Below are 15,200 nucleotides of genomic sequence, written 5' to 3'. Positions count from 1 at the left end.
ATCAGCCCGCGTCGCGGCGTCCACAATTCGTGGGACGTTGAAAGCCTGGTTTCATGCTGCCCGGTGTGCCGCGGACCATGCGGATCTCCCGTACCCCGCCCTCGACCTGGGCCGTCCCGTCGGCGACGAAGCCATGCTTGCGGTAGAACGCCTGCGCGCGAGGGTTCGGGTCGGCCACCCACAGCGCCGCCGACTCCTGCGGATCGACGACCGCCTCCAGCAGCGCCGGCCCGGCACCCGTGCCGTGATCGGCCGCGTATACATAGAGCACATACAGCTGCCTCGCCCACGTCGCCGCGGCGTCCAAGGGCGGGCCTGACATGGCGATCCCGACCAGCTCGCCATCCCGCTCAGCGACAGCCACGCGGTTCTCGCGATAGCGCTCGTCGGTCAACGCGGCAGTCCAAAACCGCTCCCGAGCAGCGGGCAAGCCCGGGTCGTCGAGCACCGCGTCCGACATGATTCCCCGATACGTCTCCTGCCAGCACCGCACAATCACGTGTGCCATCTGCGCGACGTCCTCCACCCGAGCCGGGCGAACAGTCAGCGAGGAACCCACCGCCGAATCGTAGGCCGCAACCACCGCCGCCTGATCCTCGATTCGCGCATAGACTCAGCGGGTGAATTGGCGGCCAGAACGCCTGCTGTTGGACGTTGCGCTCGAGGCTGTCGCAGACCAGGTCATGGTCGTGAGTCTGCGTGGTGAGTTGGACCTTGATACGGCGGCGCAGTTGCGGTCGGCCGTCGACGGTCTGCTCGCCCGTGATGCCACCCGTATCGTGGTCGACCTGGCCGGGTTGAGCTTTTGCGACTCCGTCGGGCTGTCCACGTTCACCGTTGCCGGCGCTGCTTGCGCCGGGGCGGGCGGATATCTGCGGTTGGCGGCCCCGACACCTTTCCTGCTGCGGCTGCTGGGCGTGGTCGGGGTGCTCCACCGGCTGTCCGTGTACGACAGTGTGGAGGCCGCGTGCCAGGCGGACTCCACGCACTTGGTGGTTCCACCGGACCCTGGCCCGAAACGGTCATAGCGGGTTACGAGGCTGCCTTCGGCGGGCGATGAGCGCGAGAATCGCGGCCGTCGCGGTGAAGGCCGCCGCTACCCAGAACGCGCGGGACATGCCGTCGATGGGCGTGCTGGCGGTGTCGGCCACGGTCACCAGAACGGCCAGGCCCAGGGCGCCGCCCACCTGCTGCATCGCATTGAGGAGGCTGGCCGCGGCGCCGGAGTCGGCCGGCTCGACCCCGGACAGGATCGCGCCGGTCAGCGGCGCGAAGAGCAGGCCGGCCCCGAGGCCGAAGAGGACCACGGGACCGAGTACGCCGGTCGCGTAGTCGGTGTCCGGGGAGATCTGGGCGACCCAGAGCATGCCGGCGGTGACCACGGCCGCGCCGGTCGCCGCGAGCGGGCTGGCGCCGAAGCGGGGTATCAGTTTGGCGGCCAGCGCCGAGGAGACCAGCACCAGGAGCGTCAGCGGCAGGAATGCGAAGCCGGTCCGCAGTGCGCTGTACTCGTGCGTCTGCTGCAGGAACTGCGTCAGGAAGAAGAACATCCCGAACATCGCCGCCGGAAACGCCAGCATCGTGGCGTACCCGGCGGCTCGGGTGCGGTCGGCGAGCAGGCGCAGCGGCAGGATCGGCTGCCGGGCGCGGGCCTCGCGCAAGAGGAAAACGATCAGGAGTACGCCGGCGGCGGCGAGCGCGGGCGCGGAGGTGCGAATCAAGCCGTACACCAGGGCGGTCATGCCACCGGTGGAGGCCAGCGCGCCGGCGAGGTCGAAGTGGCCGGGGCGCCGCGGGGTTTCCCTGATCGCCGCCGGGGCGGCGAGCAGGACGGCGAGCGCGATCGGCACGTTGATGAACAGCACCCACCGCCAGGACGCCCAGTCGCTGAGCACGCCGCCGAGGATGAGCCCGACCGCGCCGCCGGCCGCCGCGACGGCCGTGTAGACGCCGATCGCGCGGGTGCGGGCCGGCCCTTCGTCGAAGTTGGCGGGGATCAGGGCCAGTGCGGTCGGGGCGGCCAGCGCGGCGCCGACGCCCTGGGCCGTGCGGGCCGCGAGCAGCAGCCACTCCGCGGTGGCCAGCCCGCCCGCCAGCGAGGCCAGGCCGAAGAGGGCGATGCCGGCGACGAAGATCCGCCGGTGGCCGAGGATGTCGCCGGCGCGGCCGCCCAGCAGGAGCAGCCCGCCGAACGCCAGCGTGTACGCGTTGACCACCCAGGACAGGTTCGCGGTGGAGAAGCCCAGGTCGGCCTGGATCTTGGGAAGCGCCACGTAGACGACGGTCCCGTCCAGCACCACCATCAGCTGGCAGGCCGCGATGATCGCCAATGCGGCGACGGAGCGCCGTTGGCTCTGGTGGGGAGGTGCGGTGGTGAGCGACATCGGGTGGTACCCCTTCGATGCGATAAGCTGAGGTTGCCTCAGGAAAAGATAGTGAGGCTACCTCGACTTAGCAAGAGGGGATGTGACATGCGGAAGATGCGGGCGGACGCGCGGCGCAACTACGAGCGGCTGCTGACCGAGGCCGAATCGGCGTTCCGTACGTACGGCACCGACGCCTCCCTGGAAGACATCGCGCGCCGGGCGGGCGTCGCGATCGGCACGCTCTACGCGCACTTCCCGACCCGGCAGGCGCTGCTCGAGTCGCTGCTGCGGGAGCGCAACGACGTGGTGGTGGCCAAGGCCGACGAGCTGCTCGGCGAGCTGCCCGCCGACGAAGCGCTGGCGGCCTGGGCCCGCAGCGTCACCGCCCACACCGCCGCGTTTCGCGGGCTGGCCACTTCGCTGATGAGCTCCTTCGACGACGAGTCGTCCCCGCTCTACGGCGCGTGCCAGGCGATGACCGCCGCGGGGGAGCGGCTCGTCGCGGGGGCGCGCGAGGCCGGGGCCATCCGGCCGGACGCCAGCGCGTCCGACCTCTTCGCGCTGATAGCAGCGGCAGCCTGGGTACGGGAGACCGTCTCGGACGAGCAGGCCGAGCGGCTGCTGACCTTCATGCTCGATGGGCTACGCCGTACCGCTACCTCCCCCGCCTGGTAGTCTATTGAGCCGATGGGTTTAATGGGTAGTAGGGGCAATTGAGGAGGAGGGACGGCCGTGGCCGGAACGCTGTTCAGCTTCCCGAACCCGGTGAACGAGGTGTCAGCGCGCCTCGTCGCCGGAGGAGTCGTCATCCTGTCCGCGGCCGCGATCGTGCTCGACCAGCCCTGGCTGACGGCGGTCATCGCGTACGGCTTCGTCGCCCGGGTGCTGACCGGCCCGACGCTGAGCCCGCTGGGTCAACTGGTCACCCGCGTGATCACGCCGCGGCTGCCGGCACGGCCCAAGCTCGTGGCTGGGCCGCCCAAGCGGTTCGCCCAGGGCATCGGGGCGGTGCTGACCGTGACGGCGGCCGTGCTGGCTCTCGGGTTCGGGCAGGAGGGCGCCGCGTACGCGGTCCTCGGCCTGGTCATCGCGGCGGCCACCCTGGAGTCGGTGTTCGCGTTCTGCGTGGGCTGCAAGATCTTCGCTGGGCTGATGCGGATCGGCTGGATACCCGAGACGGTCTGTGCCGACTGCAACGACATCTGGAGCCGCGCACAAGCGGGCACCGCGAGCACATAGCGCGCCCCGGCGGGGGTCTACTCTGTGTGGTCCGTTGCCCAGGCGCAGATCGCGGCGAGTGGTTCCTGCAGCGTCTTGCCGAGCGCGGTCAACGCGTACTCGACGTGCTGCGGCGGAGTCTGCTTGAGCACGCGTCGCTGCACCAACCCGTCACGCTCCATGTCGCGCAGTGTCTCGGTCAGGACCTTCTGAGTGATCCCTTGGATCCGGCGACGCAGCTCGGCGTGGCGTTGGGGACCGGCCAGTAGCGCGTAGATGAGCAGGACCCGCCACTTCGAGGCGAGTCGTTCGAGCGCCTGCCGTGTCGTGCAACCCTCCTCGAGTACGTCCGGAACCACCAGCGACATGCGCACCCCCCGCGGATCGGACAGCGCCGCCCGGGCTCGTCGAAGGGCACCGCAAAGTGCCTTCTGTGCGACGAACGCCGGGCGACCTAGCGTCGAGCCAACGATAGACGCTGAGAGGAACACCGCCGACATGTCCGACCGCACGTCCGAGTACCGCGTCACGTTCACCGCCGACGGCGTCACACTGGTCGGCAACCTCGCCGTGGCCGCCGACGGAGCGCCCGCCGTCGTGCTGACCGGGCCGTTCACCGGTGTCAAGGAACAGGTCGTCGGCACCTATGCCGCCCGGTTGCACGAGCGCGGTCTGACCACACTCGCCATCGACCACCGCGGCTTCGGCGAGAGCGGTGGGCGCCGTGCGCACGAGGACAGCCAGGGCAAGCTCGCCGACCTTCGCGCGGCCGTGAGCCTGCTCGCCGCGCACCCGGCCGTGGACGCCGCCCGGGTAGCGGCTGTCGGGATCTGTCTCGGCGGCGGCTACGCGGTCCGCGCGGCCGCTACCGACCCGAGAATCCGCGCGGTCGTCGGCATCGCGGGCGCCTACAACAGTCCCGTCCGCTTCAGCGCAGGCGACCCCGACGGCTACCGCCAGGCGCTTGGCTCCTTCCTTGAGCGCTACGACGACGAAGTGCCGGCGGTCGCCCCCGACGGCGCGATCGCCGCGATGGGCGGCGACGAGCCGTTCGCCTACTACGGCACGCAGCGCTCGGCAGCGGCACACTGGGAGAACCGGGTCACCTACGGCTCCCTGCATGCCCTCATGACTTTCGACGCGCTCGGCGCGGCGCCGTTGCTCGCCGGCACCCCGCTGCTGGTCGTGCACGGCCGGACCGACGCCTACTGCGCGCCGGAACTCGCCGAGGCGCTCTACGCCGACGCGGTAGGACCGAAGGAGATTCGCTGGCTCGACGCCAAGCGGCACATCGATCTCTACGACGTAGAGCCGTACGTTGGGCAGGCCGCCGATGCGGCCGCGACCTTCCTGCACGGTCACCTCGGCGGCGCCGGCGGCTGGGAGTCAGCGATGGTCTGAGCTGTTCGGCGAGTTGATGGACACGATCGAGGCACGCTTCTCGCTGGAAGGGGGTGAGCCCGCTCGAAAGGGCGGGCGGCGAGTCAGGACCTGGGGACCGGAAGCGGTGACGGCGACCGTGTGTTCGGAGTGGGCGGTGCGGGAGCCGTCGGCGGAGCGGATCGTCCAGCCGTCGCTGTCGTACTTGATCTTGTCGGTGGTGCGGCAGAACCAGGGCTCGATGGCGATGGTGAGGCCGGGGTCGAGTTTCATGCCGCGGTGGGCGCGGCCGTTGTTGGAGACGTGTGGGGCCTCGTGCATGGTGCGGCCGATGCCGTGGCCGCCGAACTCGGCGTTGACGCGGTAGCCGTAGGAGTGGGCGACCTCGCCGATCGCGGCGGAGATGTCGCCGAGGCGGCCGCCGGGCTGGGCGGCGGTGATGCCGGCCTCCAGGGCGACCTCGGTGGCCTCGATCAGCTTCAGGTCGGCCGGGTCGGGGGAGCCGACGATGAAGGACAGCGCGGAGTCGGCGACCCAGCCGTCGATGCCGGCGGCCATGTCGATGCTGAGCAGGTCACCGTCCCGCAGAACATAGTCGTGTGGCAGGCCGTGCAGCACCGCGTCGTTGACCGACAGGCACAGCACGTTGCGGAACGGGCCGCGGCCGAACGAAGGGGCGTAGTCCCAGTAGCAGGATTCGGCGCCGCGTTCCTTGATCCGGCGGCGGGCGTGGTGTTCGACGTCCATCAGGTTGACGCCGACCGCGGCGACACCGCTCAGCTCGGCGAGTAGCTCGCCGACGAACTGGCCGGTCACCGCCATCCGGCCGATCTCCTCGGCGGACTTGAGCTCGATCACGACAGCCTCCCTCTCCGTCTGCGGTATTTTTATACCACGTCGGTTGGGGGATGCTCCGCAGGGATATCCTGCTGGCATGGTTCGCCACCCACTGACCGCCGAACAGATCGCCGCGGGCCAGCGCCTCGGAGCCGCCCTGCGGGCCGCGCGGGTCGGCCGCAGCCTCGTCGAGGTGGCGCTGGCCGCCGGCATCTCCCCCGAGACGCTGCGCAAGATCGAGGCGGGCCGCCTTCCCGCACCGGCGTTCGGCACTGTGGTCTGCCTCAGCCAGGCCCTCGACGTCCCCCTCAGCGACCTGGCCGACGTCTGGCTGGCCGACATGCCCATCCGCCAGGCGTCCTAACGGATCCCTTAAGGCGGACGCGCGGGCGAGCTGTGAGACATTGGGGAATGGTGTCGACGAGGATGGCCGGCGCGTTGGCGTCGCCGTCGTGGCCGCCGGCTCCGGTGCCGGCGGCGGGTTTGGACCGGGCGCTGCGGCCGCTCGGGGAGGCCACCATGTTGCCGGCCGAGGCGTACACCGGTGCCGAGGTTCTGGCCTGGGAGCGGCGCCACCTGTTCGCCGGTGGCTGGGCCTGCCTCGGACGTGTCGAGGACATCTTTGCGGACGGGGCGGCGCAGCGGGCTCGCCTGGTCGGGGACGTGTCCGTGTTGCTGACCCGGTCCGGGGATGGCTCGGTGGCCGCGTTCGCGAATACCTGCCGGCATCGCGGTCACGAGTTGCTGCCCGAGGGCGCCACGACCGACCGGCAGAGCGTCGTGTGCCCGTACCACGCGTGGACGTACCAACTTGACGGGGCCTTGCGTGCCGCGCCCGGCTTCCGCGATGTGGCCAGCTTCGATTCGGCGGCGCACGGCCTGGTCACGTTGCCAGCGTGTGACTGGCACGGCTGGCTGCTCGTCAACGCGACCGGGGACGCCGCCCCGCTGGCCGACTACGTCGGCGGATTGGCCCAGCTGGTCGAGCCGTACGCCCCGGAACGGCTGCGGCTCGCCGCCCGGCACACGTACGAGGTGGCGGCCAATTGGAAGGTCATCGTGGAGAACTATCACGAGTGCTACCACTGCCCGCTCATCCATCCGGAGTTGTGCCAGGTGTCGCCGCCGACCAGCGGCGACAACTACGACCTGCCCGGTGCCTGGGTGGGTGGCACGATGGCGCTGCGCGACGGCGTCGAGACGATGTCGTTGTCCGGGCGGTCGGCCGGACAGTTTCTGTCCGGTGTGGACCGACGCAGCGTGGGCTACGTCGGGTTGTCGCCGAACCTGTTGCTGTCGCTGCACCCGGACTACGTCATGGCGCACCAGCTCCAGCCGTTGGCACCGGGCGTGACGTGGGTGGAGTGTTCCTGGTACATGCCAGAGCCGGTGCACGACGCGACGTACGCGGTGGAGTTTTGGGATCGCACCAACCGGCAGGACTGGGCGGCGTGCGAGTCGGTGCAGCGCGGCCTGAACTCGCCGCACTTTCGTCCGGGTCCGTTCGCGCCCAACGAGGACGCCGTCCACCAGTGGGTGACGATGATCGGCCGGGCGTACCGCGGCATACCGCCGTGGATGGATCGCGAACGTTGACGCTGTCAGGGGTTTGCGGTCGTGGTGCTGTGCCGGAACAGTGCCCGATATTCCTGGGGTGAGGTGCCGATGTGCCGGTGGAAGGCGGCTCGCACGGAGGAAGGTGCGCCGAGTCCGGTGAGGCGACCGATGTGTTCTACGGGCATGGTGGTCGTCTCCAGCAGTTCGCGGGCGCGGTCGATGCGGGCGTCGGCGAGCCAGGCCATCGGTGAGGTGCCGGTCTCCTGGCGGAATCGGCGGATGAGAGTCCGGCGGGACACGTGAGCGTAGGTGGCGAGAACGTCGATGGTGAGTTCGTCGGCGGGGTTGTCGAGCATCCATTTCCGCAGCGGGGCGAGGTGGTCTCCGGTGGCCTGGGGGCGGAGCCGTTCGATGTACTGTGCCTGCCCGCCGGTGCGCCGCGGCGGGGCGACGAGGGCGCGTGCGCGGGTGTTGGCCGCGGCGGGGCCGTGGTCGCGGCGGATCAGGTGCAGGCAGAGGTCGAGCCCCGCGGTCACGCCGGCGGAGCTGAGGATGTCGCCGTCGTCGACGTACATCCGGTTGAGGACGACCTCGACCTTCCCCTCCCCGATCGCTGCCGAACTGCTGCGCCAACGACGGGCCGAGGCCGCGTAGGCCGTGCGAGGAGTCACGACGTCGGCTACGACGATTGCGGCAGCGGGCAACCCGGCAAACCCGGCAAACGATAATGGACTAGCGCGAGAAGGTTAACCAGTTGAGGTTGACGAAGTCGGCGGGTTGACCGCTGGCGAAGGTGACGTAGACGGTGTGTACGCCGGTGACCCCGGCGATGCTGGCCGGTACGGTGCGCCAGCTCTGCCAGCCGCCGGTGTTGGCGATCGCGAACGAACCGACCGGCGCGGTGGTCGGGTTGTCGAGGCGCACCTGGACCAGGCCGCTGACCCCGGCTGCCGCGCCCGAGGCGACCCGGGCCTGGAACTGGGTGGCCGGCGCGGAACCGAAGTCGACCTGGTTGTACCGCAGCCAGTCGCCGTTCGCGATGTATCCGACATCGCTGCCGCCGCCGCTGTCCTGGCACGCTTCGGTCTGGGTGCCGGACTGTGCGTTGAAGCTCTCGGCCTGGATGGTGGCGTACGCGTTCACCGCACCTCCCGGCGGCGTCGGGCTGGGTCCCGGGCCCGGGGCCTGCGGGCCGAATGGCGTGAGCCGCAGTGTCATTGACGTCGGCGTGTGGTCCTCCACATAGGACGCGAAGCTTACGACGTCGTCGAAGGCGAACCCGTACGCTTTGCCGTCCACGGTGTTCTCGTGCAGGACGCGTGCGTAGTGGTTGCTGATCGGTGTGCGGTAGAAGGTGCCCGGGTCGGTGGTGGGCTGGTCGGCGTGGTCGCGCAGCGTCGAGCGGTTGAACGCGGCGCCGAGGATCGCCGCGATCGGGCCTGAGGGGCCGCCGGCGTTCAGGGCGCCGTCGCAGAAGAAGACGTCCCGGGTGGTCGGTCGTGCGAACGCCCGGATGCCGTTGTTGAAGGCGAGTTGGCCGCCGGACACCCGGCCGGTGTGGGTGGTGCCGCCGATCCGTACCCGCAGGTCGGTCGAGGCGTACCTGTTCCACACCTCGTTGACATAGGAGTCGAGGTATCCGGCGGGGAACAGGCCGGCGTTGATGCCGTGTCCCGGAGCGATCACCCGCAGGTTGTTGCCGAGGATGAGGGATCGGAAGTCGGCGTTGGCGGCGATGGCGGCGAAGATGTTGTCGCGGCCGTTCGTGACGAGGGTGCCGATGGTCTGGCTGGCTTGCCCGTCGAGCCGCAGCGCCATGGGGATGCTGAACATGTCGACCATCGTGGTGTTGCAGAACATTCCGGCGTCGGTGAACGTGAACTCCATGAAGTCGTGCAGCACGCTGTAGTTGGCGTCGCTGCTGACCCAGCCGGCCGGGTGCTGCAATGCCGGCCGGCCGTTGCCGTCGGTGACCACCTTGAACCGCACCTTCGCTCCGATGGAGACGTAGATGCGTCCGGACATCCACGGCAGGGTGAGGTGGGTGTCGCCGTCGGCGGCGAGCGGAATGGACAGGTCGGCGAAGCCGTCCGGCCCGTTGAGCGAGGGGGAGACCGGCACCCGTGTGCCGTCGGCCCGGACGTAGACTTGCTGCCCACTGGCCAGGTCGGTCCCGACAATATAGACGTAGATCGCGCTGTTGGCGTACCGGTAGGTGTGGTTGACGATCGTCAGGGGCAGCACCGTCGCGGCGTCGGCCCGGGCCGCCAGGGCCAGTACGGGAGCGCCCGCAGCGATCGCCGTGCCGGCTAGCAGTGTTCGTCTTCTGACCATAGTGGGGACTCCTCGCCAGCGGAGAGAGCGCTCTCTCGCGTATTGGTAAAGTGTCTTTCCAGTATGGTGGTCTGTCAAGACCGTCGATGCGTCAGGAGGTGAGGTAGCAGGACTTCTGCACGCCGTAGAGCGGATCCGACCCGAACGCCGCGGTGGTGCACGGTGCGCCGCCGGTGAAGGTCTTGAAGAGGTAGGCACCGCGGGCGCCGTAGGCGACGGTCTGCATGCCGGTAAAGGTGCAGGTGCCGGCCTCGGTGGCGCATCCGGCGGCGAAGCCGTTGGGCCCGCCCGTCTTGGTGTAGCAGGCTTTGACCTCACCCGAGACTGGCTCACCGAAGCTCGCATTGTTGCAGTTCACGGTGCCCGTGACGGTCTTGTAGATGAAGGAGCCGTACGCGCCGTACGCCACGGGTTGGCCGCTGGCGGCGGAGCAGGCTCCACCCTCGGTCGCGCACTGGGTCCATCCGCCCGCGGGCGCCCCGGCCGGCGCGGTGTAGCACGCCTTGCCGAGCTTGTCGAACGGGTCGCCGAAGGCCGCGTTCGAACAGGCGATGCTCGTCTTGGCGACCATCGTGTAGTAGGCGCCGTTGGTTCCGTAGGCGACGTTCCGGCCGTTCGACAGGTTGCCGCAGGTCTGGTTCTCCTCGGCACATCGGGTCCAGCCGACCGGTCCGCCTTCCGGCGCGACGTAGCAGGACTTGACCAGGTTGGCCGCCGGGTCGTTCCCGCCGAATGATGCGGTCGTGCAGGCCGTACCCGAGTTGACGATCTTGTATATGTAGGTGCCGGCGCCGTAGGCGACGACCCGGTTGCCGGTCAACGCGCATTGGCCGCCCTCGCCGGCGCAGCGGGTGAAACCGGCGGGCAGGCCGGCGTCCATCGCCGGGGGCGGGGGTGGGTTGCCGAGGCCCGTGGCGGCGATGCTGTGGCTGCCCGGAGCGACCCCGGTGAGATAGACGTAGTTCGCATCCTGGCTGCCGCCGGTGATACCAGGGCGGGCGGTGAAGGTTCCGTTGCTCCAGACCGTCGCGCCTGCCACCGTGACCGTCGGGTTGCCACCCAGCTTGGGAATGCCGACCCTTCCGGTGGTGCCGGGCGGCGCCGTCAGTTGTGCGTTGTACGTGCCAGCGGTGGGATCACGCGACCACGAAGCCTCGACCCGGCCTTGCGGCATGGTGATCCGGCCGGCGACGCTGGTGAGATCACCCGGGTGCGGCACGAAGCGGTACTGCCCGACGACCGGTTCCGGTGCGGTGCCCAGGACGTGGAAGGTCAAGGCCGATGTGGGGCCAGCGGACCAACCGTGCGCCAGGCTGGTGAACTCGCCGCTGTAGCCGAAGCCGCCGTCCGAGTTGAGGCCCTCCCAGAAGGTGCTCGCCGTTCCGATCGGGCTGTCGAGCATGTATCCCCAGAGCTTGCGGATCTCGGCGAGGCCGGCGTTGTCCTGACCGGCGGTGAAGTGGGCGTTGACCTCGAGCGCGCTGGTGAACGGATGGAAACCGTTGACGCTCCACTCCGGAGTGGTGGCGCCGAGGTAACCCCAGCGGGCGGCCATCTTCCGCACGATGCTGGTGGACTTGGCGTCGGAGTCGGTCAGGCCGAGGGTGACGGCGAGGGAGTTGCCGTCCTGCGGGTAGACGTCACTACCGGGGTTGTCGCGGTACATGCCCTGGCCCGGAACCCAGAGCCGGGCGTTCACCGCGGCCTTCACCGCGGCGGCCCGCTGCGACCAGGTGGCGGCCAGGTTGGTGTCGCCGCGCACCGCGGCGAGCCGGCTGGCACCGACCAGAGTGCCGTACATCAAGGCGTTGGCCGAGATGTTCTCGCCGCCCTGGCCGCTGCGTGCCCAGTCCTGGGTGCGCGTCACGTTCAGCAGGTTGTTGCCGTTGATCTTTGTGGTGATGAAGTTCATGGCCAGGGTGAACCGTGGCCAGATGGAGCTCAGCCAAGCGCCGTCGCCGGTGTAGCTGTAGTAGGTGGACGACATCAGCAGCGTCCAGAGGTGGTACGTGTCAGAGCCGGTCAGGTTGAACGGCGGCCCGGACCAGGGGATCTCGCCGGCACTCGACTGCGCCTGGAACATGGTGGTCAGCGCGTTGCGGGTGGAAACCAGCTCGCCGGTCGACGCGTAGGCGCTCGGCGTCGCGATGCCCAGGTCGGCTGGCCACACGGTGCGGTCGCGCTTCGCCCCGTCGACGAGGACGCTCTCGCCGACGCCCACGGTGGCGCTGTTGTTCCACAGTTCTGACGGCGGCGGCCACACCCGGCCCTCGCTCGAGGCGATCGTGTTCAACTGCACGGTGTAGGCGCCGGCGTACCAGATGCGGTTGAGCAGTTCGTCGTTCGAGGTGAAGTAGTTGGCGTAGTCGGCCGGGTTCGCCTTTCCGGGTGCCGCGGTAAATGCCAGCGAGACGCCGGTGAGGTCGACCCATCCGGTGGTACGCAGGAAGATCGTCAGGTAGCGGAAGCCGCCGCGTAGCCGTTCGCGAGGCATGGTGTACGAGCCGCCGGACGTCGCCGACGCGGTCAGGGCTCCCTCCGGCTGACCCCAGTTGGCGCTGATGTCGCTGGCCGTTCCGACGTACAGCGAAGATTCGGTGAAGGACAGTCCGAGTTGCTGGCCACCGGAGGTGGCACCGAACGAGAGCGTTACCAGGCCGCCGGTCTCTTTCCCGAAGTCCAGCGTGATCGCGGCATTGACGCCCGACAGCCGGGTCGCCTCGTTGGTGAGCACGCCCTGCGGGTTGGCCACCGAGCCGGTGGTCCGGAAGACCGCCACCGGCAGCACCGTACGGGATGTCGGGGAGTAGTTCGTTGCGGCGAGTGTGGCGGCTGCGGCGGCCTCCGCCGCCCCCGTGCGGGTCAACGGCGGAATCGCCCCGGCGCCGGCCAGCACGACGACGAGCAGCGCGCTCAGGCGACGCAGGGGCGGTTGGATTGGCGTTCGCAATGTCGCCTCCAAGGTAGGGCAGGGGTGATCGACGTGCATCGGTCGCGGGTGAGGTCGCCGCGGGCCGGGCTCACGAATCAGTTAACTTCATTAAGAGTTGGGTCCGATGGTGCTACTGCTTCGTCGCCGTGTCAATGAGACGTTTCAATCTCTTCTACGGGCCGCCGGTTCGCCGCCGTCGCCAGCGCAGAGCCCCGCACCATGCCCGACCGCCGCTGACCTCACTGGGCGCACGCGTACTGCGCGGCAGGGCCGAGGTCGACCTCCAGAACCGGCCCGTCGTAGCGCACTTCGAACGGCACCGCGAACGCCATGCCGCTGGCCTCCAGGCGACTTAGCGGGACGGTGATCGTGCTGGCCAGCATCCCGCCCATGTTGCCCGGGCAGAAGTCGATCGAATCCTTCACCACGAACCGGAACTGCACCCGCATGCGCAGTCCGGTGCCGCGGCGCAGCTCCATCCGCTTGACCGACAACGTGCGGGACTCCGGCCGGCCCGGCGCCGGGCTGACCCCACCGGCGACGATGCCGGGGATCGTGGTCACCCCGCCGAAGGAGAACGGGGCGGACAGGTCCGCCGGCGCGACGATCGCCGAGAGGCGGGCGTCGACCCACGTGTCAGCGGGAAGATGACCGCAGTTGCCCGGAAGGTTCCGCTCGATGACCGCGGCCAGCTCCCGCTGCCGCCGGGCCGTCGCCTCGTGCGCGACGAACGCCTGGACCAGCGGGCTGGCGAGATTGTCGAAGACCCTCGGCGTGGTGTTCGGGGCGGTGCCCTCCAGGAAGGTCATGTAGAGGTCGGCCACCTCGTCGCCGTGCACGTCGCGCAGGAGGTCGTTGACGAAGCGTTCCATGTCGTTCGCCATCTCGAAGTCAACGAACTGCGCGATCTCGCGTTGGCTGAACGGCCGGCAGAAGTCAGCAGGGTTCGGGACGAGGCGCGTGCGCTCCTTGAACCCGAGGACCTCCAGCAACAGCTTGCGGGTGGGCGTGGACAAGATGTCGTAGAAGCGTTCGGACAACACGTCGCCGCCCCGCCGGGTACGCAGGCGGTCGAAAATCTCGTCGGCCCGGCCAGCGGGCTGGGCCGCGAAGAGGGTGAGGAGCCGATCCCGCCGGGCCGCGAGGACCTGGGTGCGGCGCACCCGCTCCGGCTCGGAGATGCCCTCCTCCTCGATCGCGGGCAGCCGGACCAACTCCCGCAGCACGTCGTCCTCGAAGTCGAACTGGACGGCGGGCGCCCCGCCGGCCTGCTGCACCACGTGGGTGAGCTCGTGCGCGAGCAACCGTCGGTCGGCCGGTCCGCGCCCCGGCGCGAACCAGACGTGCCGGCCACTGGTGAACGCCCGCGCGCCCGCGGCCCGGGCCGCCGCGCTGTCTGGATGGATCCGCACCTGGCTGAAGTCGAACCCGAAGCGAGCGCTCATCGCCGCCGGTCTGCCCCGGCCAGGGGCTGCCCGGCGTCCGGCTGCGCCGCCACCTGTCGGGCCGCACGCAGGCCCCGCGGCAGCGTGCCGCCCGTGGACTGCCGCGCAGCCGACCGGAACACGCCATCGACGCTAACAGCTCACCTGCCCGGGACGCGCTCCAGGTAGCTCACGCCGGTGAGCTCCTGCGACAGTGTCCACAGCCGGGCCGCGGTGGCCGGGTCCTCGGCGGACGGGACGGGCCGCACGACCTTCGGGTAGCCGCGCATCTCGGCCATGCCGCCTGGCCCGATGAACTGGCCGCTCTGGGCGGATGCGGCGGTGGCCGCGTAGAGCTGTGGCAGCGCGCCCATCTCGGCGTCCTGGGCAAGGAGGCGGTTGCCGATGCCGCCCAGTGTCTTGGCCAGCCCGGTTGGTCCGGTGGTCTGCAAGTTGGTGGCGGCGTAGCCGGGATGGGCCAGGAGGCTGCGCACCGGGCTGCCCTTCGCGCTGAGCCTGCGGTGCAGCTCCAGTCCAAACAGGACGTTGGCGAACTTGGACTGCGCGTAGTACGCGGACGGCGAGTACTTCCTCGCGCCGGTCAGGTCGTCGAAGTGGATGGTGCCGCGCCGGTGCAGCGACGAGCTGACCGTGACCACGCGCGGGTCGGTGCCGGCCTCGAGCAGGTCCAGCAGCAGGCCGGTGAGGGCGAAGTGGCCGAGGTGGTTGCTGGCGAACTGGCTCTCCTGGCCCTGCGGGCTCAGCGATCGCGGCGGCATCATGACGCCGGCGTTGTTGACCAGGACGTCGACCCGCGCGCCGTCGGCGTGCAGGCGCTCGGCGAACGCTCGCACCGAGTCGAGGTCGGCCAGGTCGAGGTGGCGCAGCTCGAGGCTGGCGCCGGGCTGGGTGTCGGCGAGGCTGGCCAGGGCCTGCCGGCCTTTGGTCTCGTTGCGCACGGCCATGATGACGTGCGCGCCACGCTTGGCGAGCTGCCTCGTCGTGGCCAGACCGAGGCCGCTGTTGGCCCCGGTCACGATGACGGTCCGGCCGGTCTGGTCGGGGATCCGGTCGGCGGTCCACCTGTTCTCGCTCATATGGCCGAGCATGCCCTCGGTGACAGTTACCGTCAAGGGCGGCTTTTTGTGTCGT

General features: G+C 69.9%; 16 protein-coding genes. 6 read left to right on the top strand and 10 right to left on the bottom strand.

Annotated features, from left to right (window positions below; all coding sequences use genetic code 11):
• Position 1: 1 nt before the first annotated feature.
• Complete coding sequence (locus tag Prum_RS44865; protein WP_246278759.1) at positions 2-559, bottom strand: GNAT family N-acetyltransferase; 558 nt, start codon at positions 557-559, stop codon at positions 2-4.
• A gap of 124 nt (positions 560-683) precedes the next feature.
• Here Prum_RS44865 and Prum_RS44860 point away from each other — a divergent pair, with 124 nt between their 5' ends.
• On the top strand, positions 684-1,028 hold the full coding sequence (locus Prum_RS44860; protein WP_173086486.1) for an STAS domain-containing protein: 345 nt from the start codon (positions 684-686) through the stop codon (positions 1,026-1,028).
• Here the strand turns inward: Prum_RS44860 and Prum_RS44855 are convergent.
• Entirely contained in the window at positions 1,023-2,384 is a 1,362-nt protein-coding gene (locus Prum_RS44855; RefSeq protein WP_173085274.1) for an MFS transporter, read from the bottom strand. The two genes, Prum_RS44860 and Prum_RS44855, sit on opposite strands and share 6 nt — an antisense overlap.
• A gap of 87 nt (positions 2,385-2,471) precedes the next feature.
• On the opposite strand from Prum_RS44855, the gene Prum_RS44850 reads away from it, so the two are divergent.
• Together Prum_RS44850 and Prum_RS44845 are read left to right on the top strand one after the other, a co-directional pair.
• On the top strand, positions 2,472-3,041 hold the full coding sequence (locus Prum_RS44850) for a TetR/AcrR family transcriptional regulator (protein ID WP_173085272.1): 570 nt from the start codon (positions 2,472-2,474) through the stop codon (positions 3,039-3,041).
• 57 nt (positions 3,042-3,098) lie between these two features.
• Complete coding sequence (locus Prum_RS44845; protein WP_173085270.1) at positions 3,099-3,605, top strand: DUF4395 domain-containing protein; 507 nt, start codon at positions 3,099-3,101, stop codon at positions 3,603-3,605.
• A 17-nt stretch (positions 3,606-3,622) separates the two neighbouring features.
• Here the strand turns inward: Prum_RS44845 and Prum_RS44840 are convergent, their stop codons facing one another.
• Positions 3,623-3,952 (bottom strand): winged helix-turn-helix transcriptional regulator, encoded by a 330-nt coding sequence (locus tag Prum_RS44840; RefSeq protein WP_173085268.1) that lies wholly within the window; start codon positions 3,950-3,952, stop codon positions 3,623-3,625.
• Positions 3,953-4,082: 130 nt separating this feature from the next.
• On the opposite strand from Prum_RS44840, the gene Prum_RS44835 reads away from it, so the two are divergent.
• The gene (locus Prum_RS44835; protein WP_173085266.1) at positions 4,083-4,985 is read left to right on the top strand and encodes an alpha/beta hydrolase; all 903 of its coding nucleotides are present in this window, start codon (positions 4,083-4,085) and stop codon (positions 4,983-4,985) included.
• On the opposite strand, the gene map is transcribed toward Prum_RS44835, so the two are convergent.
• Complete coding sequence (gene map, locus Prum_RS44830) at positions 4,971-5,822, bottom strand: type I methionyl aminopeptidase (protein WP_246278758.1); 852 nt, start codon at positions 5,820-5,822, stop codon at positions 4,971-4,973. The two genes, Prum_RS44835 and map, sit on opposite strands and share 15 nt — an antisense overlap.
• Positions 5,823-5,898: 76 nt before the next feature.
• Between map and Prum_RS44825 the strand changes: the two genes are divergently transcribed.
• Together Prum_RS44825 and Prum_RS44820 are read left to right on the top strand one after the other, a co-directional pair.
• Positions 5,899-6,165 carry a helix-turn-helix domain-containing protein gene (locus Prum_RS44825; protein ID WP_173085264.1) on the top strand — a complete coding sequence of 89 codons (267 nt, stop codon included), beginning with the start codon at positions 5,899-5,901 and terminating at the stop codon, positions 6,163-6,165.
• A 62-nt stretch (positions 6,166-6,227) separates the two neighbouring features.
• On the top strand, positions 6,228-7,397 hold the full coding sequence (locus Prum_RS44820) for an aromatic ring-hydroxylating oxygenase subunit alpha (RefSeq protein WP_173085262.1): 1,170 nt from the start codon (positions 6,228-6,230) through the stop codon (positions 7,395-7,397).
• A gap of 5 nt (positions 7,398-7,402) precedes the next feature.
• On the opposite strand, the gene Prum_RS44815 is transcribed toward Prum_RS44820, so the two are convergent.
• The 6 genes from Prum_RS44815 to Prum_RS44795 form a co-directional block, all read right to left on the bottom strand.
• On the bottom strand, positions 7,403-8,029 hold the full coding sequence (locus Prum_RS44815) for a GlxA family transcriptional regulator (protein WP_218577876.1): 627 nt from the start codon (positions 8,027-8,029) through the stop codon (positions 7,403-7,405).
• Between the two features lie 61 nt (positions 8,030-8,090).
• Positions 8,091-9,692: a beta-1,3-glucanase family protein gene (locus Prum_RS44810; RefSeq protein WP_173085260.1), complete on the bottom strand. Its 1,602-nt coding sequence runs from the start codon at positions 9,690-9,692 to the stop codon at positions 8,091-8,093.
• A gap of 91 nt (positions 9,693-9,783) precedes the next feature.
• Positions 9,784-12,642, bottom strand: a complete 2,859-nt coding sequence (locus tag Prum_RS44805) for an alpha-L-rhamnosidase-related protein (protein WP_218577875.1) — start codon at positions 12,640-12,642, stop codon at positions 9,784-9,786.
• 221 nt (positions 12,643-12,863) lie between these two features.
• Positions 12,864-14,069 (bottom strand): eCIS core domain-containing protein, encoded by a 1,206-nt coding sequence (locus tag Prum_RS44800; RefSeq protein WP_173085255.1) that lies wholly within the window; start codon positions 14,067-14,069, stop codon positions 12,864-12,866.
• A complete protein-coding gene (locus Prum_RS54255) occupies positions 14,066-14,191 on the bottom strand; it encodes a hypothetical protein (RefSeq protein ID WP_281369162.1) in 126 nt (41 codons plus the stop codon). The genes Prum_RS44800 and Prum_RS54255 overlap by 4 nt, the downstream gene beginning before the upstream one ends.
• Before the next feature lie 18 nt (positions 14,192-14,209).
• Positions 14,210-15,145 (bottom strand): oxidoreductase, encoded by a 936-nt coding sequence (locus tag Prum_RS44795; RefSeq protein ID WP_173085253.1) that lies wholly within the window; start codon positions 15,143-15,145, stop codon positions 14,210-14,212.
• Positions 15,146-15,200: the final 55 nt, after the last annotated feature.

The sequence above is a fragment of the Phytohabitans rumicis genome (assembly GCF_011764445.1).
GTDB lineage: Bacteria > Actinomycetota > Actinomycetes > Mycobacteriales > Micromonosporaceae > Phytohabitans > Phytohabitans rumicis.
The sequence above is the reverse complement of the archived record's forward strand: the minus strand, read 5'-3'. Positions and strand labels throughout refer to the sequence as shown.

Bases quoted from the DNA above. Each gene is read 5' to 3' on its own strand.
- Prum_RS44860 (WP_173086486.1), top strand. From the start codon at position 684: ATGGTCGTGAGTCTGCGTGGTGAGTTGGACCTTGATACGGCGGCGCAG.
- Prum_RS44855 (WP_173085274.1), bottom strand. From the start codon at position 2,384: ATGTCGCTCACCACCGCACCTCCCCACCAGAGCCAACGGCGCTCCGTC.
- Prum_RS44850 (WP_173085272.1), top strand. From the start codon at position 2,472: ATGCGGAAGATGCGGGCGGACGCGCGGCGCAACTACGAGCGGCTGCTG.
- Prum_RS44840 (WP_173085268.1), bottom strand. From the start codon at position 3,952: ATGTCGCTGGTGGTTCCGGACGTACTCGAGGAGGGTTGCACGACACGG.
- Prum_RS44835 (WP_173085266.1), top strand. From the start codon at position 4,083: ATGTCCGACCGCACGTCCGAGTACCGCGTCACGTTCACCGCCGACGGC.
- Prum_RS44825 (WP_173085264.1), top strand. From the start codon at position 5,899: ATGGTTCGCCACCCACTGACCGCCGAACAGATCGCCGCGGGCCAGCGC.
- Prum_RS44820 (WP_173085262.1), top strand. From the start codon at position 6,228: ATGGCCGGCGCGTTGGCGTCGCCGTCGTGGCCGCCGGCTCCGGTGCCG.
- Prum_RS44810 (WP_173085260.1), bottom strand. From the start codon at position 9,692: ATGGTCAGAAGACGAACACTGCTAGCCGGCACGGCGATCGCTGCGGGC.
- Prum_RS44800 (WP_173085255.1), bottom strand. From the start codon at position 14,069: ATGAGCGCTCGCTTCGGGTTCGACTTCAGCCAGGTGCGGATCCATCCA.
- Prum_RS44795 (WP_173085253.1), bottom strand. From the start codon at position 15,145: ATGAGCGAGAACAGGTGGACCGCCGACCGGATCCCCGACCAGACCGGC.